The sequence below is a fragment of the Pseudomonas sp. CCC3.1 genome, assembly GCF_034347405.1.
GTDB lineage: Bacteria > Pseudomonadota > Gammaproteobacteria > Pseudomonadales > Pseudomonadaceae > Aquipseudomonas.
Genome location: NZ_CP133778.1, coordinates 5,098,260 through 5,120,709, shown reverse-complemented (window position 1 = coordinate 5,120,709; position 22,450 = coordinate 5,098,260). Strand labels below are relative to the sequence as shown.

21 protein-coding genes are annotated in these 22,450 nt (G+C 58.5%); 12 read left to right on the top strand and 9 right to left on the bottom strand.

Annotated elements, in window-relative coordinates:
* Positions 1-21: 21 nt before the first annotated feature.
* A complete protein-coding gene (locus RHM56_RS22380) occupies positions 22-684 on the bottom strand; it encodes an FKBP-type peptidyl-prolyl cis-trans isomerase (protein ID WP_322236171.1) in 663 nt (220 codons plus the stop codon).
* Between the two features lie 237 nt (positions 685-921).
* On the opposite strand from RHM56_RS22380, the gene RHM56_RS22375 reads away from it, so the two are divergent.
* On the top strand, positions 922-1,890 hold the full coding sequence (locus RHM56_RS22375) for an AlgP family protein (protein WP_322236168.1): 969 nt from the start codon (positions 922-924) through the stop codon (positions 1,888-1,890).
* Here RHM56_RS22375 and RHM56_RS22370 read toward each other — a convergent pair.
* Positions 1,887-2,351 (bottom strand): TIGR02444 family protein, encoded by a 465-nt coding sequence (locus RHM56_RS22370; protein ID WP_322236166.1) that lies wholly within the window; start codon positions 2,349-2,351, stop codon positions 1,887-1,889. The genes RHM56_RS22375 and RHM56_RS22370 overlap by 4 nt on opposite strands.
* A 50-nt stretch (positions 2,352-2,401) precedes the next feature.
* Here RHM56_RS22370 and RHM56_RS22365 point away from each other — a divergent pair, with 50 nt between their 5' ends.
* The 5 genes from RHM56_RS22365 (at position 2,402) to RHM56_RS22345 (ending at position 8,156) form a co-directional block, all read left to right on the top strand.
* Entirely contained in the window at positions 2,402-4,312 is a 1,911-nt protein-coding gene (locus tag RHM56_RS22365) for an ATP-binding cassette domain-containing protein (protein WP_019408434.1), read from the top strand.
* A complete protein-coding gene (locus tag RHM56_RS22360; RefSeq protein WP_322236163.1) occupies positions 4,312-4,869 on the top strand; it encodes a mechanosensitive ion channel family protein in 558 nt (185 codons plus the stop codon). The genes RHM56_RS22365 and RHM56_RS22360 overlap by 1 nt, the downstream gene beginning before the upstream one ends.
* A gap of 165 nt (positions 4,870-5,034) precedes the next feature.
* Complete coding sequence (locus RHM56_RS22355; protein WP_322236161.1) at positions 5,035-5,667, top strand: LysE family transporter; 633 nt, start codon at positions 5,035-5,037, stop codon at positions 5,665-5,667.
* A gap of 66 nt (positions 5,668-5,733) precedes the next feature.
* Positions 5,734-7,632: an FTR1 family protein gene (locus RHM56_RS22350; protein ID WP_322236159.1), complete on the top strand. Its 1,899-nt coding sequence runs from the start codon at positions 5,734-5,736 to the stop codon at positions 7,630-7,632.
* Between the two features lie 71 nt (positions 7,633-7,703).
* Positions 7,704-8,156, top strand: a complete 453-nt coding sequence (locus RHM56_RS22345; RefSeq protein WP_322236157.1) for a YaiI/YqxD family protein — start codon at positions 7,704-7,706, stop codon at positions 8,154-8,156.
* Here RHM56_RS22345 and elbB read toward each other — a convergent pair whose 3' ends face one another.
* Together elbB and RHM56_RS22335 are read right to left on the bottom strand one after the other, a co-directional pair.
* Positions 8,157-8,822 (bottom strand): isoprenoid biosynthesis glyoxalase ElbB, encoded by a 666-nt coding sequence (gene elbB, locus RHM56_RS22340; RefSeq protein WP_322236155.1) that lies wholly within the window; start codon positions 8,820-8,822, stop codon positions 8,157-8,159.
* 131 nt (positions 8,823-8,953) lie between these two features.
* Positions 8,954-9,574 (bottom strand): DedA family protein, encoded by a 621-nt coding sequence (locus RHM56_RS22335; RefSeq protein ID WP_322236153.1) that lies wholly within the window; start codon positions 9,572-9,574, stop codon positions 8,954-8,956.
* Positions 9,575-10,027: 453 nt separating this feature from the next.
* Between RHM56_RS22335 and ppk1 the strand changes: the two genes are divergently transcribed.
* Positions 10,028-12,265, top strand: coding sequence for a polyphosphate kinase 1 (gene ppk1 / locus RHM56_RS22330; RefSeq protein ID WP_322236151.1), 2,238 nt, complete (start codon positions 10,028-10,030; stop codon positions 12,263-12,265).
* Positions 12,266-12,353: 88 nt separating this feature from the next.
* Here ppk1 and ppx read toward each other — a convergent pair whose 3' ends face one another.
* From ppx to RHM56_RS22305, 5 genes are all read right to left on the bottom strand, one after another.
* Positions 12,354-13,856, bottom strand: coding sequence for an exopolyphosphatase (gene ppx, locus RHM56_RS22325; protein WP_322236149.1), 1,503 nt, complete (start codon positions 13,854-13,856; stop codon positions 12,354-12,356).
* Between the two features lie 253 nt (positions 13,857-14,109).
* The gene (locus RHM56_RS22320; RefSeq protein WP_322236147.1) at positions 14,110-14,841 is read right to left on the bottom strand and encodes an amino acid ABC transporter ATP-binding protein; all 732 of its coding nucleotides are present in this window, start codon (positions 14,839-14,841) and stop codon (positions 14,110-14,112) included.
* Positions 14,828-15,478 carry an amino acid ABC transporter permease gene (locus RHM56_RS22315; RefSeq protein WP_322241844.1) on the bottom strand — a complete coding sequence of 217 codons (651 nt, stop codon included), beginning with the start codon at positions 15,476-15,478 and terminating at the stop codon, positions 14,828-14,830. Before RHM56_RS22315 ends, RHM56_RS22320 begins: the two co-directional genes overlap by 14 nt.
* Positions 15,475-16,140 (bottom strand): amino acid ABC transporter permease, encoded by a 666-nt coding sequence (locus RHM56_RS22310; RefSeq protein WP_322236145.1) that lies wholly within the window; start codon positions 16,138-16,140, stop codon positions 15,475-15,477. Before RHM56_RS22310 ends, RHM56_RS22315 begins: the two co-directional genes overlap by 4 nt.
* A 21-nt stretch (positions 16,141-16,161) precedes the next feature.
* Entirely contained in the window at positions 16,162-16,947 is a 786-nt protein-coding gene (locus RHM56_RS22305) for a transporter substrate-binding domain-containing protein (protein WP_322236144.1), read from the bottom strand.
* A gap of 257 nt (positions 16,948-17,204) precedes the next feature.
* On the opposite strand from RHM56_RS22305, the gene RHM56_RS22300 reads away from it, so the two are divergent.
* From RHM56_RS22300 to RHM56_RS22280, 5 genes are all read left to right on the top strand, one after another.
* Positions 17,205-17,912 carry a FadR/GntR family transcriptional regulator gene (locus RHM56_RS22300; protein ID WP_322236142.1) on the top strand — a complete coding sequence of 236 codons (708 nt, stop codon included), beginning with the start codon at positions 17,205-17,207 and terminating at the stop codon, positions 17,910-17,912.
* Between the two features lie 121 nt (positions 17,913-18,033).
* Entirely contained in the window at positions 18,034-18,363 is a 330-nt protein-coding gene (trxA, locus tag RHM56_RS22295) for a thioredoxin TrxA (protein ID WP_003206727.1), read from the top strand.
* Between the two features lie 233 nt (positions 18,364-18,596).
* Complete coding sequence (gene rho / locus RHM56_RS22290) at positions 18,597-19,856, top strand: transcription termination factor Rho (RefSeq protein ID WP_003438291.1); 1,260 nt, start codon at positions 18,597-18,599, stop codon at positions 19,854-19,856.
* 154 nt (positions 19,857-20,010) lie between these two features.
* Positions 20,011-21,477: a 4-hydroxy-3-polyprenylbenzoate decarboxylase gene (gene ubiD / locus RHM56_RS22285; protein ID WP_019408418.1), complete on the top strand. Its 1,467-nt coding sequence runs from the start codon at positions 20,011-20,013 to the stop codon at positions 21,475-21,477.
* Entirely contained in the window at positions 21,477-22,445 is a 969-nt protein-coding gene (locus tag RHM56_RS22280) for a CDP-6-deoxy-delta-3,4-glucoseen reductase (RefSeq protein WP_322236125.1), read from the top strand. Before ubiD ends, RHM56_RS22280 begins: the two co-directional genes overlap by 1 nt.
* The last annotated feature ends 5 nt before the right edge of the window (positions 22,446-22,450 follow it).

The window sequence follows — 22,450 nt, the reverse complement described above, 5'->3', positions numbered from 1 at the left end:
TAAAGTCGCACTCAACATCTGCTACTTGATATCGAGCAACTCGATCTCAAACACCAAGGGCGTATAGGGCGCAATCAAGTCCCCCGCCCCGTCAGCGCCATAAGCCTGATTTGACGGTATCGCCAGTCTCCACTTCGAACCCACCGGCATTTGCACCAGCGCCGAGCGCCAGCCTGCAATCACGCTGTTCAGGCGAAACCATTGCGGTTGAGTACTTTGGTCGAACACCGTGCCGTCAGGCAGACGCCCCACATAGTTCACAAATACTGAACCTTGAGCGCCGGGTTTTGCCCCTGTTCCGGGTTTGAGCTCCGTGACGAGAATGCCATCGGCCAATTCGCGAACACCAGGTTGCTGTTTTTCTTTGAATAAAAAATCGCGCTCGGCGTTCAGCGCAACTTCACTGTGCGGTTGCGCGTGCTCGGCGTCTGCTTGTGCCTGGTGCACCGTCAAAATCTGTTCAATACGCTCATCGCTCAGTGCCAGCGGTTTACCTTGGTAGGCGGTGCGCAAACCTTCGATCAATGCCTGAATCTGTAACTCGGGGACTTCATCACGCAAGCGCTCCCCCAGACTCGCGCCCAAGCTGTAAGCCAGGTCGTGAGCGGCTTGTGGGCTTGGCGAGGGCGCGGCATGAGCCCACGAAGCAAGGCACAACAAGGACAATAAAAGCGAACGCGGCATGGGCATTCTCCGGCCTGAAGTGCGAGCGATTATGCCAACATCCGGGGTTTTATTCAGGGCTTTAAACGACGCTGAATCCGCCGCAAAAATGAGCGCCAAACAGATTTAAAGATTGATCCAGCACAACCTTTTGCAACGCTATGCAACGCGTGGCTATCGTTAGTGTCAACATGATCTAGCGGCGGTTCTTGCAGAGGTCTAGTATGAGCCGCACTCACTTCAGCCAGGAGGTAAACCATGTCGGCCAACAAGAAGTCTGTTAACACGCCGTTGCACCTGCTCCAACAACTCTCAGGCAGCCTGCTTGAGCATTTGGAAAGCGCTTGTTCCCAAGCGTTGGCTGATGCTGAGAAGCTGCTGGCCAAACTTGAAAAACAGCGTGGCAAAGCTCAGGAAAAACTGCACAAGTCGCGTGAAAAACTGCAAGACGCTGCAAATGCAGGCAAGTCCAAGGCACAAACCAAAGCCAAGTCTGCCGTGAAAGAACTTGAAGACGTGCTCGATTCGCTCAAAGACCGCCAGAGCGAAACGCGTGTCTACATTCTGCAACTCAAGCGTGATGCTCAAGAAAGCCTGAAGCTGGCACAAGGTATTGGCCGCGTTAAAGAAGCGGTTGGCAAGGCACTCTCGACTCGCGACGCCAAGTCTGCTGTCAGCGCCAAAAAACCTGCGGCTAAAGCGCCTGCCAAAGCGCCCGTTAAAACGCCAGCCAAGGTTGCGGCTAAAGCACCCGTGAAAGCACCTGCCAAGCCTGCGGCTAAAGCACCGGCACAAAAGCCAGCAGCTAAACCTGCTGTGGCCAAAGCCCCTGTGGCCAAGCCAGCCCCCGCTAGAACAGCTGCTGCCAAACCAGCCGCCGCGAAACCTGCGGCCAAACCGGTAGCTGCAAAAGCTGCGGCCAAGCCTGCTGCCAAAACAGCTGCCGCCAAACCGACAGCGGCCAAACCCGCTGTGGCAAAACCAGCCGCCAAGCCTGCTGTAGCCAAACCGGCTGCAAGTGCCGCGAAAGCTCCGGTTAAGCCAGCCGCCAAACCTGCCGCAAAACCTGCTGCCAAGCCAGCGGTTAGAAAGCCTGCTGCTGCCAAGCCCACGGCCGCCAAGCCAGCGACAGCCCCTGCAACAGCACCCGCTGCTGCGCCTGCGGCCTCTGCACCAGCCCCGGCGTCTGCTGCAACCCCGGCTACAACCCCTACCAGCGCTTCTTAAGCGTGGTTGATTGCGGCGCGCAGCGTTTGCAGCGCGTCGTAATCAGGGTGGTCGACACTGTCCGCCATCCTTTGCAGCCAATCGCAGCCGTTTTGCGATCGGGTCGGCAGCCATTCCCGGGTTGCCGATTCCAGGCGCCGCAATAAGGTTCGCTCCGCCTCCAGCTCCAATCCCTTGATCTGCCCGCGTAATGCCGACAGCGCGTCATCGTGCGTGGCCGCTTCGCGCCATTGGGTACGTAACGCGCGCAAAGGCTGCACCACGTCACGTTGCCAGGGTTCGGCAAGGGCTCTCAGAGACTCAAGACGCGCCTCGTCACAGGCCACGTTGCGGTGCTCCAGCCATGCGGCGCACAACAACAGGCACACATCCAGGCCCTGACTTTGCAGGCGCAAACACGCGTGCTCAATCCCGGGAAGGGCATAGGCCTTCAAACAGTAATTCCACAGATCAGTCTGCATAGTGCAATTCGCGCCAGTTGAGAGGGAAGCTGGTAGACTCCGCCGCCATTATGATCCGACTTCAGAACCTGACTTTACAGCGTGGCCCGCAACGTCTGCTAGAAGACGCCGAGCTGACCCTGCACGCCGGCCACAAAGCCGGTTTGGTCGGCGCCAATGGCGCCGGTAAATCCACTTTGTTCGCCTTGCTGCTGGGTGAGTTGACGCCTGATTCCGGGGATTGTCTGCTACCGGCCGACTGGCGGATTGCCCACATGCGGCAAGAAATCGACACGCTTGATCGCATTGCGATCGACTACGTGCTCGATGGCGACCAGCGTTTGCGTGAGGTTCAAGCCAACCTCGCACAGGCTGAAGCCGACCAGGACGGCGCCGCACAGGCCCGCTGGCACGCCGAGCTGGACAGCGCCGATGGCTACACCGCGGATGCCCGTGCGCGCAAAATGCTCGCCGGTCTGGGGTTTACCAACGAGCAAATGGACCGTCCGGTTGCCGACTTCTCGGGTGGCTGGCGCATGCGTCTCAACCTGGCCCAGGCCCTGATGTGCCCGTCCGACCTGTTGTTGCTCGACGAACCGACCAACCACTTGGATCTCGACGCCATTCTGTGGCTCGAAGACTTCCTCAAAAGTTATCCCGGCACCCTGCTGCTGATCTCCCACGACCGGGATTTCCTCGATGCCGTGGTTGATAACATTGCTCACGTTGATCAGCGCAAAATCACCCTCTACCGTGGGGGTTACAGCGCCTTTGAACGCGCTCGCGCCGAACGTCTGGCCCAGCAGCAACAGGCCTACGAGAAACAGCAGGCGCAACGTGCGCACATGGAAAGCTACATTGCCCGCTTCAAGGCCCAGGCCACCAAGGCCCGTCAGGCGCAGAGCCGGATCAAGGCCCTTGAACGCATGGAAGAACTGAGCGCGGCCCACGTCGACTCACCGTTCGACTTCGTGTTCCGCGAGGCGGTCAAACTCTCCAGCCCGCTGCTCGACTTGTCGGATGCACGCTTGGGCTACGGCGACAAAACCATCCTTGAGAAGGTCAAGTTGCAGTTGGTTCCGGGCGCGCGGATTGGCTTGCTCGGCCCGAACGGTGCCGGTAAATCGACCCTGATCAAAAACCTGGCGGGCGAGCTTGAGCCGCTGTCGGGTCGTTTGGCCCGTGGCGAAAACTTGGTAGTGGGCTACTTTGCCCAGCACCAGCTTGACTCGCTGGACTCCAAGGCCAGCCCATTGCTGCACATGCAGCGTCTGGCGCCGACCGAACGCGAGCAAACCCTGCGCGACTTCCTCGGTGGTTTCGACTTCCGGGGTGCGCGCATCGACGAGCCGGTACTGAACTTCTCGGGTGGCGAGAAAGCCCGTCTGGCACTCGCGCTGATTGCGTGGGGCCGACCGAACCTGCTGCTGCTCGACGAACCGACCAACCACCTTGACCTCGAAATGCGCCTGGCACTGACCATGGCCCTGCAAGAGTTCAGCGGCGCGGTGTTGGTGGTCTCTCACGATCGACACTTGCTCAAAAGCACCACCGACGAGTTCTTGCTGGTGGCCGATGGCAAAGTCCAGGAGTTCGACGGCGACCTCGAAGACTACGCCCGCTGGCTGGCTGATTACCGCCTGCGCAACGCGCCGGTGAGCAACACCGTGATCAACCCTGACAAGACCGATAAAAAGGCACAGCGTCAGGCCGCCGCCGCCTTGCGTCAGCAGTTGGCACCGCACAAGCGCGAAGCCGACAAGCTCGAAAGCGAATTGGGCAAGGTCAACGAAAAACTCGCCAAAATCGAAGCCAGCCTGGGCGACAGTGGCGTCTACGAGGCAGCACGCAAAGACGAACTGCGCGAGCTGCTGGCCGATCAGGCCAAGCTCAAAGTGCTCGAAGGCCAGCTCGAAGAGCGCTGGATGGAAGCCCTGGAACTGCTTGAAACCTTGCAAGCCGAACTGGAAGCCCTGTCCTGATGGAGTCGCTCAACTTGCCGGTACCGGCCGAGCTGATTGCACCGCTGTGGATTGGCGTGCAGATTTTGCTGATCCTGCTGGCGGGGTACTTCTCGCAGCGCGTCGTCGCACGCTTCCTGACCCGGCTCAGTGAGCGTTACCCGTTCCCGCCGCAGTTGATGATGCCGCTGCGGGGCGGTTTGCGCTGGTTCATCATGGGCAGTGCGGTGATCGTCGTCCTTGAGCGCCTGGGCGTCTCGGCGACTGTGTTGTGGACCGCGCTCTCGGGGTTTGTGGCCGTTGCGGCCATTGCCTTCTTCGCGATGTGGAGCGTGCTGTCCAACCTGCTGTGCGCGGTGTTGATCTTCACCGTGGGGCCGTTTCGCATTGGCGACGTTGTGGAGTTGCTCGACACCCTCGACAAACCGGGCGTCAAAGGCAGGGTCGTTGCGATCAACCTGCTTTACACCACCCTGATTGAGCCAGCAGAAGCGGGCAGTGGCAGCAGCATGGTGCAAGTCCCCAACAGCTTGTTCTTCCAGCGCTCCGTACGCCGCTGGCGCGAAGGCGATAACTAAATACGCCACCCCCCTGTAGGAGCGAGCTTGCCTCGCGATCTTTTGACCTTAAAAAGATCGCGAGACAAGCTCGCTCCTACACGCAATATCCGCAAAAACATCTGGTCAATTTTCATCCAGCGCATTAGCTTAGCGACTTGTTACAGCTTTTGTCCGAGGTGCGCGATGTCGTTGGAAACGTGGTTGGCCTTTTTTGCTGCCTGCTGGGTCATTAGCTTGTCTCCTGGCGCGGGCGCCATTGCTTCGATGTCGTGCGGCCTGCAATACGGCTTCTGGCGCGGTTATTGGAACGCACTGGGCCTGCAACTGGGTCTGGCGCTGCAAATCGCCATTGTCGCTGCCGGTGTCGGCGCTATCCTTGCGGCCTCATCCACCGCCTTCTACGCGATCAAATGGTTCGGTGTGGCCTATCTGGTCTACCTGGCTGTCAAACAGTGGCGTGCCCTGCCAGCTGACCTCAGCGATGACGCCGCCATCCGCCCCATCGGCAAGCCGTTGGCGCTGATCTTTCGCGGCTTTCTGGTCAACGTCAGCAACCCTAAAGCATTGGTCTTCATGCTCGCGGTCTTGCCGCAGTTTGTAGACCCGCACGCACCGCTGGTGAGCCAATACCTGACGCTGGGCGTGACCATGATCAGCGTCGATCTGATCGTCATGGCGGGCTACACAGGTTTGGCGTCCAAGGTGCTGCGCCTGCTGCGCACGCCTAAACAGCAACGCCGCATGAACCGAACCTTTGCCGGTCTGTTTGTGGGCGCGGCCGGTTTCCTGGCGACGTTGCATCGCGCCACCACCTAAAAATCTTGAGTCGCGGTCATGGGAAGTGAACAATGTGTTACTTCTCATTTCCACCCGGATTTATTAATGACCGCCCGCTCGCGTTTTTTGGCCTGGCTGATGTTGCCAGTGCTCGCGTTGTGCAGCCTTGCTGTGTCTGCCAACTCCCCGGAAGGCGCCTCTCAAGCGCTGCACCTTATTGACTACATCGGTGCGGACTATCCGCCTACGGTTGAAGACGGCAAGGTCATCGACGAAACCGAATACCGCGAGCAGTTAGAGTTTTTGACGGTCCTCAAGGGCTTGATTGCCGATTTGCCAGAACGCCCTGAGCGCGTGGCGCTGGTACAAGGCGTGAGCGCCCTGCAATCGGCTATAGAACAACGCGAAGACGGCGCCAGCGTCGCCCGTGCGGCGCGTCAGCTCGGTGCCAAACTCGCTGTCGCCTACGAAGTCAGTCAGGCGCCGGTCATTACGCCTGATCCAACCCGCGGTGCGCCGCTGTATGCCCAGCATTGCTCGGTGTGCCACGGCGCAACCGGTGCAGGTGATGGCCCAGCCAGCGTGGGCATGACCCCGCCGCCAGCCAACCTGCGCGATGCAGAACGTCTGGACCGCCTGAGCCTCTACGCGATCTTCAACACGCTGGGGTTGGGCGTTGAAGGCACTGACATGCCCGCATTTGCGGACCAGTTGGACGAACGTCAACGTTGGGACCTGGCCACGTACGTGGCGGGCCTGAGTGCTGATCCGGCAGCGGCTAAAGCAGACAAAACCTACAACCTCGCCGATTTGGCCCGTCAGACACCTGGCGAAGTATTGACCGCTGAAGGTCCGCGGGCCGCTGCCACATTCCGTGCGCAGCGGGCTCAGCCGCCGCAGGTCAAGCGTGGCCCGGCGCAGTTGCTCGACTACACCGGCGAAACCCTCGATAAAAGCCTCGCGGCTTATCGTGCAGGTGATCACGAACAAGCTTACGACCTGTCTGTAGCGGCGTATCTGGAAGGTTTTGAGCTGGTTGAAAGCTCGCTGGATAACGTCGACAGCAACGTGCGTAAAAACACCGAAAAAGCCCTGATGGCTTACCGACAATCGTTGCAGGACGGTTTGCCGATTGAGCAGGTTGAACAGCGTCTGGACACGGCTAAAGCCTTGCTCAAAGAGTCGGCCGGGTTGCTCGGCAGCGATGGTTTGAGCTGGTCCTTGAGCTACATCTCGGGCCTGTTGATTTTGCTGCGTGAAGGCCTTGAAGCCATCCTGGTCTTGGCCGCTGTATTGGCGTTCTTGCGCAATACTGGCCAGCAGTCAGCGGTTCGCAGCGTCAACATCGGCTGGATGCTGGCCTTGGTCGCGGGCCTGGCGACTTGGGCGCTGGCGGCCTATGTGATTGACGTCAGCGGTGCTCAACGTGAACTGCTGGAAGGCTGCACGGCGTTGTTTGCCAGCGTCATGGTGCTGTGGCTGGGGGTGTGGATGCACGACCGCCGTCACGCCGCCGCGTGGCAGGACTACATCAAAAGCAGCCTGGTCAAAGGCGGTGGGCGGTTTGGCTTCGCCGTACTGGCGTTTTTCTCGGTCTACCGCGAACTGTTCGAAGTGATCCTGTTTTACGAAACCCTGTGGCTGCAAGCGGGCCCTGCAGGCCACAACGCCGTGCTGGCGGGCGGTGCCACAGCGCTGGTGCTGTTGATCGGCCTGGCCTGGATCATCTTGCGCGGCTCGGCCAAATTGCCGCTGGCGCTGTTCTTTGGCATCAACGCCGCGTTGCTGTGCGCCTTGTCAGTCGTCTTCGCGGGCCATGGTGTGAAAGCCCTGCAAGAAGCCGGGATCTTCGGCACACGGCCTGTGCCGTTCTTCGAGTTCGACTGGCTGGGCATTCATGCCGACGCCTATTCACTGAGCGCGCAAGCCGTGGCGATACTGGCGATCATCGTGCTTTACGGGCGCAGCAAACTGGCCGAAAAACGCCGGGTGCAGACGTCGTAATCACCGTTGCCTCTGTAGCCGCTGCGGTAGCGGCTACAGAGTTTGGATCACTGTGTTCAGGAGTTACTCCCATGCGTGTCTGGATCGACGCAGACGCTTGCCCCAAGGCCGCGAAGGATCAAGTCATCAAGTTCGCGCTCAAGCGTCAGTTTGAGGTGGTGCTGGTGGCGGGGCAGAGTCAGATCAAGCCGACGTATGCGTTGGTCAAACTGATTGTGGTGCCCAGCGGCCCGGATGCGGCGGATGACTACCTCGTCGAGCACGCGGTGCCCGGTGAGCTGGTGATTTGCAGCGATGTGCCGCTGGCGGATCGGCTGGTCAAGAAAGGGGTGGCCGCTCTGGACCCGCGTGGCAAAGAGTTTGACCCGCAAAATATGGGGGAGCGGCTGGCGGTGCGCAACCTGTTCACTGATCTGCGCGAGCAAGGTCAGATGGGAGGCGGGCAGGGCACGTATGGCGAACGCGACAAGCAGGCGTTCGCCAATTCGCTGGACCGGATTCTGACCCGGCTGGCGCGCGGCTGATCAGGCTTTTTGGGTCAGCTCCAGTACGCGGTCGACCATTTTGTTGATGCCCGATGCGGCTTCGCTGATGGACTGAGCCAGCATGTACGCAGGCGTGCTGACCAATTTGCGCGCCTTGTCTTCAACAATCTCGGACACTTCGCACTCTTTGTGGGTCGCGCCCATTTTTTCAACGGCGGCTGCGGTGTCGGGGTCGTTGCCGATGGTGCAGGTTACGCCGGGGCCGTAGATCTTGGCCGCGATGGCCGGTGAAATACACATCAGGCCAATCGGTTTGCCTGCCTCGGCGAAGGCCTCGGCCAGCGCCAGCACATCCTCCTGAACGCTGCAGGCGGTGCCTTCAGAGGCAAAACTGGACAGGTTTTTTGCCGCGCCAAACCCGCCGGGAATGATCAGCGCGTCAAAGTCTTCGACCTTGGCTTCGCGAATGTCCTTGACCTCACCCCGGGCGATACGCGCCGACTCAACCAGCACATTGCGCGACTCGGGCATTTCTTCGCCGGTCAGGTGGTTGATGACGTGCAGTTGCGCAATGTTGGGCGCGAAGCATTGCACCTTGGCGCCGCGCTGGTCGAGGCGCAGCAGGGTGATCACGCTTTCGTGGATTTCGGTGCCGTCATAGACGCCACAGCCGGAAAGAATAACGGCAACGTGTTTGGTGGTCATGGTGGGTCTCCTTGTTTATGGCGTTAATGTCGCCTTATTTGGCACTGGATGCCATAGGGAGGTTCCCGCTGTCCGCAGGCGCTGCGATGGCAACGCCTCGGGGGAAGGTCTGTGCGAGTGCACAAACCGGGTTACTCAACAGGTGGCTTGTTAGCCTCGCTCGCCTGGATTTTTTGCTCTTCAAGCGCGGCCTGTTTGGTCAGGCGGGCATTTTTGAAGCGCCGACGCGCCCACAAACCCAAGCCAATGACCAGCAAACCACCCAAGACCCACAACTCGTACTTCTTGACGCTGCCCAGCAATCCTTCAAGCACGGCGCCAAAGTGATACGCGGCGGTGGCCAGGGCGATGGCCCAGATGGCGGCACCAATGCCGTTGAGCAGCAGGTAGCGGCCCGGCGGGTAGCCCGAGAGGCCAATGGCCACAGGCATGACTGTGCGCAAGCCGTAGACAAAGCGGAAACTCAAGACCCAGATGTCCGGGTGCTTGCGAATATGCTCCAGCGCCTTGTCGCCCATGAGTTGCCAGCGCGGTTTGCGCGCCAACAGTTTGCGGCCGTGCTTGCGCCCCAGGAAGTACCACAGCTGATCGCCGGCATAGCTGCCGAGGAATGCCACGATCATGACCAGTTTGAGGTCCATGTATCCGCGGAACGCCAAGAAGCCTGCGAGAACCAAAATGGTCTCGCCTTCAAAGAACGTCCCTAGAAACAGGGCGAAGTAGCCAAATTCTTGAAGAAATTGTTGGAGCATTGTCTGGATGCTGGCGAAATGAACGCGCAGCCTACGCCTTAAGGGGCGTTCGGGAAAGTATCGAACTGTGTCTTGTCGTTAACAGTTCCTACAAACCGTAAGTATTTGACCTACGTCAGTGGTGTTGTCATCTAGTGTTCATGGCAGGTTGCTATAAAGGGCGCGCGCGACGCAGATAAACATTTGTAGCCGCTGCCGCAGGCTGCGATGGGTTGCGCAGCAGCCCTGTTTTTACAGCGAAGGCCCTGCGGTCCTTATCGCAGCCTGCGGCAGCGACTACAAATACGGCGTCACAAGAACAAATTCAACAAATCACCCTCTAACCAGGCTCCAGCCCGCATAAAGCGCCTCTGAGCGGTTTAAACCCGCAGGCGTTGGTGGCATTCTGGCAGCTTGATTGCACGCGCCGCTTAACGGTCACGAGAGTCAAACCCGCTCTTACAGGAACATTCAATGAATACCGAAGGACAGACAGAACTCGTTGCTACTGAGGCTGAACCGGTTTTGGAAGAGGCTTTAGAAACGCCGCCCGTACCGGAAGCTCACGCACCTGCCGCGACTGAGGCGCCTGCGGCGGCGCATCCAGCGATTGCCGTTCCTGGCCTGGATGACAGCAGCTTGTACATCCATCGCGAGCTGTCGCAACTGCAATTCAACATCCGAGTGCTGGAGCAAGCACTGGATGAGTCCTATCCGTTACTGGAACGGTTGAAGTTCCTGCTGATTTTCTCCAGCAACCTGGACGAGTTTTTCGAAATTCGCGTTGCCGGCCTGAAAAAGCAAATCACCTTCGCCCGTGAGCAAGCGGGCGCCGATGGCCTGCAGCCGCACCAAGCGCTGGCCCGGATCAGTGAGCTGGTACACGGCCACGTAGACCGCCAATACGCGATTCTCAACGACATTCTGCTGCCCGAGCTTGAAAAGCATCAGGTGCGCTTTATTCGTCGTCGTTACTGGAACACCAAGATCAAGGCGTGGGTGCGCAAGTTTTTCCGTGACGAAATTGCACCGATCATCACCCCGATCGGCCTCGACCCGACGCACCCGTTCCCGTTGCTGGTCAACAAGAGCCTGAACTTCATCGTTGAGCTTGAAGGTATCGACGCCTTTGGCCGCGACTCGGGCCTGGCGATCATTCCGGCCCCGCGTCTGTTGCCGCGTGTCATCAAGGTGCCTGAAGACGTGGGCGGCCCAGGCGACAACTATGTGTTCCTGTCGTCGATGATCCACGCGCACGCCGATGACCTGTTCCAGGGCATGAAGGTTAAGGGTTGCTACCAGTTCCGCCTGACGCGAAACGCTGACTTGGCGGTCGACACCGAAGACGTAGAAGACTTGGCCCGCGCCCTGCGTGGTGAGTTGTTCTCGCGTCGCTATGGCGATGCAGTGCGTCTGGAAGTGGCCGACACCTGCCCGAAACACCTGTCCGACTACCTGCTCAAGCAGTTCAACCTGCACGAGACCGAGCTGTATCAGGTCAACGGCCCGGTGAACCTCACGCGCCTGTTCAGCATTACCGGTCTGGACAGCCATCCGGAGCTGCAATACACGCCATTCACCCCGGCGATTCCAAAGCTGTTGCAGAACAGCGAGAACATTTTCAGCGTGGTCAGCAAACAAGACATCTTGCTGTTGCACCCGTTTGAGTCGTTCACCCCGGTGGTCGATTTGCTGCGCCAGGCGGCCAAAGATCCGCATGTACTGGCCGTGCGCCAGACGCTGTACCGCAGCGGCGCCAACTCAGAAATCGTCGACGCGTTGGTGGATGCCGCACGTAACGGCAAAGAAGTGACAGCGGTTATCGAACTGCGAGCGCGCTTCGACGAAGAGTCCAACCTGCAACTGGCCAGCCGCCTGCAAGCGGCCGGCGCGGTAGTGATCTACGGCGTGGTGGGTTTCAAGACCCACGCCAAGATGATGCTGATTCTGCGCCGTGAGGCGGGCGAGATTGTGCGTTACGCGCACTTGGGTACGGGTAACTACCACGCGGGCAACGCGCGTCTGTACACCGACTACAGCTTGCTGACGTCGGATGATGCGCTGTGCGAAGACGTGGGCAAGTTGTTCAGCCAGTTGATTGGCATGGGTAAAACCCTGCGCATGAAAAAGCTGCTGCATGCGCCGTTTACCCTGAAAAAAGGCATGCTCGACATGATTCAGCGCGAAACCCAGTTCGCGTTAGAGGGCAAGCCTGCGCACATCATTGCCAAGTTCAACTCGCTGACCGACCCGAAAATCATCCGCGCGCTGTACAAGGCCAGCCAGTCGGGCGTGCGCATTGATTTGGTGGTGCGTGGCATGTGCTGCCTGCGTCCTGGCATTCCGGGCGTATCGCACAACATCCACGTGCGCTCGATCATTGGTCGCTTCCTGGAGCACACACGGGTGTTCTACTTCCTCAATGGCGGCGAAGAGCAGATGTTCTTGTCGAGTGCTGACTGGATGGAGCGCAACCTCGATAAACGCGTCGAGACGTGCTTCCCGATTGAGGGCAAAAAGTTGATTCTGCGGGTCAAGAAGGAGCTGGAATGCTACCTGACCGACAACACGCACAGCTGGAGCCTGCAGCCAGACGGCCGTTATGTGCGTAACACGCCGACCGGCAACCAGAACGCGCGCAGCGCCCAGGCAACCCTGCTGGACCGCCTGAGCCTGCCGGTACTGACCGTCAGCACCGGGCCGTCGGTGTAAGTCGACCCTGTAGGAGCGAGCTCGTCTCGCGATCTTTTTGAACCTGAAAAGATCGCGAGACGAGCTCGCTCCTACAATGCGGTAAGCCTTACGAAATAGTCAGCACAATCCCGACCCGTTCCAGCCATTGGGCTTCTTGTTCGAAGTCAGCCTGGGTCAGCGGGTTCTGTTCCAGCCAGCCCTCGGCGAAGATCACGTCCAAGTGATCGCCATCGGCGCGTAGTTTCACCTGCGACGCTTCCTGATTGCCACGGATGTGGTAGAACAAAATCGAAAAGCGCAACAGCACGCACAGGCGAATCAGCTTGATGCCATCACCGCCAAATTCGGCGAATTTGTCTTTAGGGATATTACGGCGATGACCGCGCACCAGCAGCGCGAGCATTTCCTGGTCTTCGCGTGAGAAACCAGCCAGGTCGGAGTGCTCAATCAGGTAGGCGCCGTGCTTGTGGTAGTGATAGTGGGCGATGTCCAGCCCGACTTCATGCACCTTGGCTGCCCAGCTCAGCAGTTCACGCCAGACGCCGTCATCGAGTTCCCACGACTTGGCCACTTGATCAAATGCGCGCAGGGCTTTGCGTTCAACCCGGTCCGCCTGTTCAAGATCAACGTGGTAGCGCTCCATCAGTGAGCTGAGGGTGCGTTCGCGCACGTCTTCGTGATGATGGCGACCCAGCAGGTCGTAGAGCACGCCTTCGCGCAGGGCGCCTTCGCAGTGGTCCATGCGTTTCAATTCAAGGGCGTCAAAAATCGCTTCAAGAATCGCCAGGCCCGCCGGGAAGATCGCGCGGCGGTCAGGCTTGATGCCCTCGAAGTCGATTTTGTCGACCTCACCCAGCTTGAACAGCTTGCGCTTGAGCCAGGCCAGGCCTTCGGCGTTGACTTCGCCGGTGCCATGGCCGCCTGCTTTCAGGGCCAGGCCAATCGCCCGAATGGTGCCCGAGGAGCCGATGGCTTCATCCCAGGTCAAACGGTGCAGTGCGTGCTCAATGCTCATGATTTCGAGGCGCGCAGCGGTGTAAGCCTGTGCATAACGTGCCGGGGTGATCTTGCCATCGCGGAAATAACGCTGGGTAAAGCTCACGCAGCCCATTTGCAGGCTTTCGCGCAGCAGCGGTTCAAAGCGTTGGCCAATGATGAATTCAGTACTGCCGCCGCCGATGTCGGCCACCAGGCGCTTGCCTGGAGTGTCGGCGAGGGTGTGCGACACGCCCAGATAAATGAGGCGCGCTTCTTCACGTCCAGAAATGACTTCAACGGTGTGACCCAGAATCTCTTCAGCGCGCACGATAAATTCGTTGCGGTTACGGGCTTCACGCAGGGCGTTGGTGCCAACGATGCGCACGGCGCCCAATGGCATGCCCTTGATCAACTGCGCAAAACGTTTCAGGCAATCAAGCCCGCGCTGCATGGATTCTTCGTTGAGTTTGCGGTCTTCGTCGATACCGGCAGCCAACTGAACTTTATCGCCAAGACGTTCAAGGATGCGTATTTCGCCGTTCTGGGCTTTGGCCACCACCATATGAAAGCTGTTAGAACCCAGATCTATAGCGGCGATCAGGGACGGATTCTTGCTTTTGGATTGGGGCATGGTAGAGGGGTCTCGGTCGATAACTACGCCATCGTGCCACGATCAAACGCCCGCGCCAACGCGTGATGTCAGATGCATTGATGTGGAGCACGTAAGAAATGACGTTAGCTTGTTCCTGCCGACACGTATTTTTTCAGCGATCTAATTTCCGTCACAAACACCCTGTAAAAGCTCCCGCAATTGTAGGAGCGAGCTTGCCTCGCGATTTTTTAAACGATCAAAAGATCGCGAGGCAAGCTCGCTCCTACGGGATTTAAGCCTCAACCGAGCCGATAAAATTCGCCAGTTCAGGGGTTTTCGGGTTGGCGAACAAGACCTTCGGGTCGCCCACTTCATGCACTTTGCCCTGGTGCATAAACACCAGCTTGTCGCCGACTTCCCGGGCAAAGCGCATTTCGTGGGTGACCATGATCAGCGTCATGCCTTCACGGGCCAACTGGCGCACCACGTTGAGCACTTCGTTGACCAGTTCGGGGTCGAGCGCCGAGGTGATTTCGTCACACAGCAGCACTTTGGGCGACATGGCCAGCGCACGGGCAATCGCCACCCGCTGTTGCTGCCCGCCGGACAGACGCTCGGGGAATGCGTCGAACTTGTCGCCCAGCCCCACGCGTTCCAGCATCTCGCGCGCTAACTGTGCGGCTTTGGCCTTGGGCACTTTTTGCACCACTTGCGGGGCCAGCATGACGTTTTCACCGACACTCAAGTGCGGGAACAAATTGAACTGCTGAAACACCATGCCGACCTTCTGGCGCAGGCTGCGCAAGTCGGCGCGGGCGGCGTCCAGGTATTCGTCATCGACTTCAATCACCCCGTCATTGATGGACTCAAGGCCATTCAAGGTTCTGAGCAGCGTACTTTTTCCCGAGCCGCTGCGACCGATGATCGCAACCACCTGGCCTTGTTCGACGCTCAGGTCGATACCTTTAAGCACGTGATGGTCGCCGTAGTATTTATGCAGGGCGGTAACTCTAAGCAGAGGCATGCAGTCTCCTTTCCAGATAGCGCGCACTGAGCGACAAGGGGTAGCACAAGAGGAAGTAACCGAGCGCCACCAGGCCGTAGACCATAAACGGCTCAAAGGTCGCATTGGCCAGCATGCTGCCGGTCTTGGTCAGCTCGGTGAAACCGATGATCGATGTGACGGCGGTGCCTTTAATCACTTGCACCGAAAACCCGACGGTGGGTGCGATGGCCACCCGAAATGCCTGCGGAAAAATCACATAGCGCAATTGCTCCAGCGGGCTCATCGCCAGGCTGGCCGAGGCTTCCCACTGGCCATTGGCAATCGACTCGACGCAGCCGCGCCAGATCTCGGCCAGATAAGCGCTGGTAAACAGCGTCAGCGCCAGGGCTGCGGCCATCCACGGAGAAATATCGATGCCCAGCAACGCCACGCCGAAGAAGATCAAAAACAGCTGCATCAGCAGGGGCGTGCCCTGAAACAGCTCTATATAGCCGCGTGCCAGTGTGCGGGCGAAGCGGCTTTTAGAGATGCGCATCAGCAACACCAGCAAACCGATCAGGCCGCCGCCGATAAACGCGACCACTGACAGCGCAGCGGTCCACTGCAATCCCGTCAGCAAATTGCGCACGATGTCCCAGAAGGTAAAGTCCATCAGCGGCTCCTGCTCAGGTAACGGCGGCCGAAGGCATTCAGTAACTGGCGAATCAACAGCGCCATGCACAAATAAATCAGCGTGGTCAGGGCGTAGGTCTCAAATGCCCGGAAGTTGCGCGACTGAATGAAGTTGGCGAAGAAACTCAGCTCTTCGGTGGCAATTTGTGAACACACCGCCGAACCCAGCATCACGATGATGATTTGGCTGCTCAGCGCCGGCCACACTTTGGCCAGCGCCGGTTGCAGGACCACATGGCGAAACGCCTCGAAACGGGTCATGGCCAATGCCGCTGCCGCCTCCAGTTGACCTTTAGGGATGGCTTGAATACCGGCGCGAATGATTTCGGTGGAATAAGCCCCCAGGTTAATCACCATCGCCAGCACCGAGGCTTGCCACTCACTGATATGCAGGCCGAGGCCCGGCAGGCCGAAGAAGATAAAGAACAACTGCACCAGAAACGGCGTGTTGCGAATCAACTCGACATACAGCCCGAACAGTGCGGCGAATGGGCGGATGTTCCAGGCGCGCACCACGGCGCCAACAATCCCCAGGCTGACGCCAAGCAGCGTGCCGATGGCGGTCAGTTCAAGGGTGAACAGGGCGCCGCGTAGCAACAGGTCACTGTTTTGCAGCACCGATAAAAAGTCGAACTGATAAGCCATGATTGACCCCGTTGTGCGTGATCAGAGGTCGGCTGGTAGCGGCTCTTTAAGCCATAGCAGCGCATTCTTTTCCAGGCTGCCGTCGGCTTTGGCGGTGGCCAGAATCTGGTTCACTTTGTCCAACAGTTCGGGCTGACCCTTGTTCACGCCCACGTAAACCGGCGAGTCCTTGAGTTTTAGCTTCATGGCCGGGATACGTTTGGGGTTGCGTTCGCTGATGGTCACCATCACCACGTTGCCGCTGGCGATCAGGTCCACTTGGCCGGCCAGGTACGCCGCGATGGTCGAGTTGTTGTCTTCGAAGCGCTTGATCGTCACGCCAGCGGGGGCCACGTTAGTCAGCTCAATGTCTTCGATGGCGCCGCGAGTCACGCTGATGGTTTTACCTTTGAGGTCATCCAGCGTCTTGATTTCAGCGTCCGGCGGGCCAAACACACCGAGGTAGAAGGGCGCGTAGGCGTGGGAGAAATCGATGACTTTCTCGCGATCAGGGTTTTTGCCGAGGCTGGAAATCACCACGTCGACTTTGCCGGTGGTCAGGTAAGGGACGCGGTTGGTGCTGTTGACGGGCGTGAGTTCAAGTTTGACCTTGAGCTGGTCGGCCAGCAGCTTTGCCGTATCGATGTCCAGGCCGCGTGGTTTCATGTCGGGGCCCACCGAGCCGAACGGCGGGAAGTCTTGCGGGACCGCAACCTTTAGCGTGCCGCGTGCAATCACCTCATCAAGGTCATTGGCGTGGGCCGCAGGCTGGCTCAGCATCAGGCTGGCAAACAAGGCGCATATCAGGGCGCTGTAACGCTGGGTCATGGCAACTCTCCGAAAACAAGCGGACGGTGATGTCTGCTTCTGGACAGAGCACAGGCCATGCCAACAGCCATTGACGGGCTGAAGAGGCTGAATTCAAAAGGCTCCTGGCGGTCTGACTGGTCTGAACAGTTCGCGAGTTTTTTGCACCTCAATCGAGCATTGGGTTCAGGGCCTGAACCCCTATGGGGCGTGACTTGCCGAGCGCTGGCAATAGCTTTACAACTACGCCTTTCCTCAGCCGATCAAGCCGATTTGTGATGAATTCAAGCGCGCGCGCTGTACCCGAAGTGGCGCTGTTAGCCATTCGTAAACTGATCGATGAGCACGGATTTGCGCCGGGTGACGCGCTGCCCTCGCAACGTGATCTGGCCGTGCAGCTAGGTGTTAGCCGAGCCTCGTTGCGTGAGGCGTTGTCGTCATTGAGTGCGCTGGGCGAAGTCAGTGTGCAGCCGGGTAAAGGTGTGTACGTGCAGTCAGTGGATGAGCCCGCGGTCATCGCTACGGCTTCTGAATGGCCCTTTGCTGCACAAGCGTGCCCACAAGACATCTTTCAACTGCGCTACGCGTTGGAGGGGTTTGCGGCGGGTTTGGCGGCCGTGAGGCTGACCCGCGATGAGTTGGACGTGCTGCAAGACAATGTCGACGCCATGCGCAGCGAGTTAAAGGCCGAGGACTTTGTGCAGGCGGCCCATCTGGACTTTGAGTTTCATCAGATTATCTTGCGGGCCAGCGGCAATCAGGCCATGGCGAATATTCTGATAACGCGCGCTGATATATTTCTGGAAAGTCAGAAGTTGCCCTTTATTCGGCCCGAGCGAGCGATGGAAACCTGGCAAGAGCACCGAAAAATCCTTCGAGCATTAGCCCGACACGCCAGCGGGCCTGCGCACAAAGCCATGTGCGAGCACATCAGGCATGCGGCTTCGCGGACCGGGATCGCTTTTGTGACACCCGCAACGTCCTGAAAGGGTGCAATACCCAGACTCATGCACCGTCATAGTAAGAGTCAATGACGTGTCAGCTTCCTGAACGCGGTGATGACGGCTATGATGTGCTACGTTTTTGCTTACAACCACGGAGACTTCCATGAGCAGCGATCTTATTAAACACGTTAGCGACGCTAGCTTTGAGGCCGATGTTCTCAAGGCTGAAGGCGCTGTATTGGTCGACTACTGGGCTGAATGGTGTGGCCCTTGCAAAATGATCGCGCCCGTTCTGGATGAGATCGCCGAGACTTACAAAGGCAAGCTGACGGTTGCCAAGCTGAACATCGATGAAAACCAGGAAACCCCTGCCAAGCACGGCGTACGCGGTATTCCGACGTTGATGCTGTTCAAGAACGGCAACGTTGAAGCCACCAAGGTCGGTGCGCTGTCGAAGTCGCAACTGGCTGCATTCCTCGACGCTAATATCTAAGCGTTGATAAAAGCCCCGCAAAATGCGGGGCTTTTTCATGGCTCAAGGACTAGACGCTATGAAACTCAAGTGGTACATTCGGCCCCGCACTGGTTTCTCCACTGCCCCCTGCAAGCCGTCGCCGACGCACTCCTTATCGAATTAGTACGCGATCCTGTCGCCTTCTCTGCGGCGCGGCCTCATTAAGCCAAAAGCTTAATTTCCCCCTCCATAAATGATTACGTCATTCCTATATGAACCTGACTGAACTCAAGCAAAAGCCGATTACCGAACTGCTCGAATTGGCCGAACAGATGGGCATAGAAAATATGGCCCGTTCGCGCAAGCAGGACGTGATTTTCTCCCTGCTGAAAAAGCACGCGAAAAGCGGCGAGGAAATCTCCGGTGATGGCGTGCTGGAGATCCTCCAGGACGGCTTCGGCTTCCTCCGCTCTGCTGATGCCTCTTACTTGGCCGGCCCAGATGACATTTACGTCTCGCCTAGCCAGATTCGACGTTTCAACTTGCGTACTGGCGACACCATCGTCGGCAAAATTCGCCCGCCAAAAGAAGGCGAGCGTTACTTCGCACTGCTGAAGGTCGACACGATCAACTACGATCGTCCAGAGAACGCGAAAAACAAGATTCTCTTCGAGAACTTGACCCCGCTGTTCCCGACCGTACGCATGAAGATGGAAATCGGTAACGGTTCCACCGAAGATTTGACCGGTCGTGTTATCGACCTCTGCGCCCCGATTGGTAAAGGTCAGCGCGGTCTGATCGTTGCTCCGCCAAAAGCGGGCAAGACCATCATGTTGCAGAACATCGCGTCGAACATTTCGCGTAACAACCCGGAAGTGCACTTGATCGTTCTGCTGATCGACGAGCGCCCGGAAGAAGTAACCGAAATGCAGCGCACCGTGCGCGGCGAAGTGGTTGCTTCCACGTTCGACGAGCCACCAACCCGCCACGTGCAGGTTGCTGAAATGGTGATCGAGAAGGCCAAGCGCCTGGTTGAACACAAAAAAGACGTGGTCATCCTGCTCGACTCCATCACCCGTCTGGCCCGTGCCTACAACACCGTGATTCCAAGCTCCGGCAAGGTACTGACCGGTGGTGTTGATGCTCACGCCCTTGAGAAACCAAAGCGTTTCTTCGGTGCTGCGCGAAACATCGAAGAAGGCGGCTCGTTGACCATTATCGCCACCGCACTGGTTGAAACCGGTTCGAAGATGGACGAAGTGATCTACGAAGAGTTCAAAGGCACCGGCAACATGGAACTGCCTCTGGACCGCAAAATCGCTGAAAAACGCGTCTTCCCTGCGATCAACATCAACCGTTCCGGCACACGCCGTGAAGAGTTGCTGACCGCTGACGACGAGTTGCAACGCATGTGGATTCTGCGCAAGCTGTTGCACCCGATGGACGAAGTCGCCGCCATCGAGTTCTTGATCGACAAGCTGAAACAGACCAAGACCAACGATGAGTTCTTCCTGTCGATGAAGCGTAAGTAATTCGCCGGAAGCTAAGCAAGAGCCGGGGAAACCCGGCTTTTTGCTGTCTGACCTTTCTTGATCAGGTCTTGATTTGGGCAGCTCTCCCTTCAGAACACGCGGCTTGGGCGCTACACTCGTTGCCCCAACGCCACGGCCAACACGAGGCTCAAGCATGCAGTATCGCGACTTACGCGACTTTATCAGCGGCCTGGAAAAGCGCGGCGAACTCAAGCGCATCCAGGTTCCGGTGTCTCCCAAGCTGGAAATGACCGAAATCTGCGACCGCACGTTGCGCGCCAAAGGTCCGGCTTTACTGTTTGAAAATCCGATAGGTCACGACATTCCTGTGCTGGGCAACCTGTTCGGCACGCCTGAGCGCGTGGCCTTGGGCATGGGCGCCGAAGCCGTCAGCGAGTTGCGTGAAATCGGCAAGCTGTTGGCGTTCCTCAAAGAACCTGAGCCGCCTAAAGGCCTGAAAGACGCGTGGTCCAAGCTGCCGATCTTCCGCAAAATCATTTCCATGGCCCCGAAAGTCGTCAAAGACGCGGTGTGCCAAGAAGTCGTGATTGAAGGCGATGACGTCGACCTGGGGCTGTTGCCCGTTCAGCATTGCTGGCCGGGAGACGTGGCACCTTTGATCACGTGGGGCCTGACCGTGACCAAAGGCCCGAACAAAGATCGCCAGAACCTGGGCATTTATCGCCAGCAAGTCATTGGCCGCAACAAAGTCATCATGCGCTGGCTGAGCCACCGTGGCGGCGCGCTGGACTACCGTGAGTGGTGCGAAAAACACCCAGGCCAGCCGTTCCCGGTCTCGGTGGCGCTGGGTGCCGATCCGGCAACCATTTTGGGGGCCGTGACCCCGGTGCCAGACAGCTTGTCCGAATACGCCTTTGCAGGCCTGCTGCGCGGCAATCGTACTGAACTGGTGAAGTGCCGCGGCAATGACCTGCAAGTGCCCGCCACGGCTGAAATCATCCTTGAAGGCGTGATTCACCCCGGCGAAATGGCCCCCGAAGGCCCGTATGGCGACCACACCGGTTATTACAACGAAGTCGACAGCTTCCCGGTGTTCACTGTTGAGCGCATCACCCATCGGATCAAACCGATCTATCACAGCACCTACACCGGCCGTCCACCGGATGAACCGGCGATTCTGGGCGTGGCACTCAACGAAGTGTTTGTGCCGATTCTGCAAAAGCAGTTCCCGGAAATCACCGACTTCTACCTGCCGCCCGAAGGCTGCTCGTACCGCATGGCCATCGTGACCATGAAAAAACAGTACCCGGGACACGCCAAGCGCGTAATGCTGGGTGTGTGGTCGTTTTTGCGTCAATTCATGTACACAAAATTCGTTATCGTGACCGACGACGACATCAATGCTCGCGATTGGAACGACGTGATCTGGGCTATCACCACGCGCATGGACCCCAAGCGCGACACGGTGATGATCGACAACACGCCAATCGACTACCTTGATTTTGCCTCGCCGGTGTCAGGCCTTGGGTCGAAGATGGGCCTGGATGCAACTAACAAGTGGCCGGGTGAGACCACCCGCGAATGGGGTCGGGTCATCGTCAAGGATGAAGCAGTCACTCGCCGTATCGATGACATCTGGAATCAATTAGGAATAGATTGATGCGTGTAACCTTGCAGCCTTCAGGCGCCGTGTTGGAAACCTTGCCTGGCGAGCGGATTCTGGATGCGGCGCAGCGCCTGGGCTATGAATGCCCGCAAAGCTGCCGCAATGGTAATTGCCATGTGTGTGCGGCCTTGCTGGTTGAAGGCCAAGTGGAGCAGGCGGGAGCGATACGCGACCACGGCGAGGTCTATACCTGCCTGGCGGCGCCGCTTGAAGACTGTGTGGTGTTGTGGGATGGCGTGCTTGCGTTGGGAGAATTACCGGTGCGTAGTCTGGCGTGTCAATTGACGGAATGTGTCGAGTTGGGTGGCGATGTGTGGCGGGTGCGCTTGCGTGCGCCTGCGGGTAAGGTGCCGCGTTACCACGCCGGGCAATACGTGATGCTGGAGCGTGAAAACGGCGAGAAATCGGCGTTCTCGTTGGCCAGCGCGCCGCACTCGGGGCGTGACCTAGAACTGCATGTGCTGGTGCGTGAAGACAGCGCCCGCAGCCTGATCGAGCAGCTGCAACGCAACAAAATGGTCCGCCTTGAGCTGCCGTTTGGTGACACGCATTTGTCTGAATTGCCGGACGGGCCGCTGGTACTGATCGCCGCGGGTACCGGCATGGCGCAAATGCACAGCCTGATTGAGCATTGCCGCGCCAACGGTTTTACGCACCCCGTGCATCTGTATTGGGGCGTACGTCGCCCTGAAGATTTTTACGCGCTGGAAGCGTGGGATGCCTGGCAGCAGATTCCTAACCTGTTCCTGCATAAAGTCGTGAGTGACTTGTGCGGCTGGGAAGGGCGTTGCGGGTTGTTGCATGAAGCCGTGTGCGAAGACATCAGCGACCTCAGCGCCGTCTATGTATACGCCAGCGGCTCGCCTGCGATGATTTACGGCACCCTCGACGCCTTGCTTGAAGCCGGCATGGACGCGCACCAAATGCGCGCCGACGTATTTGCCTACGCGCCACGGCCTTGAGTCCG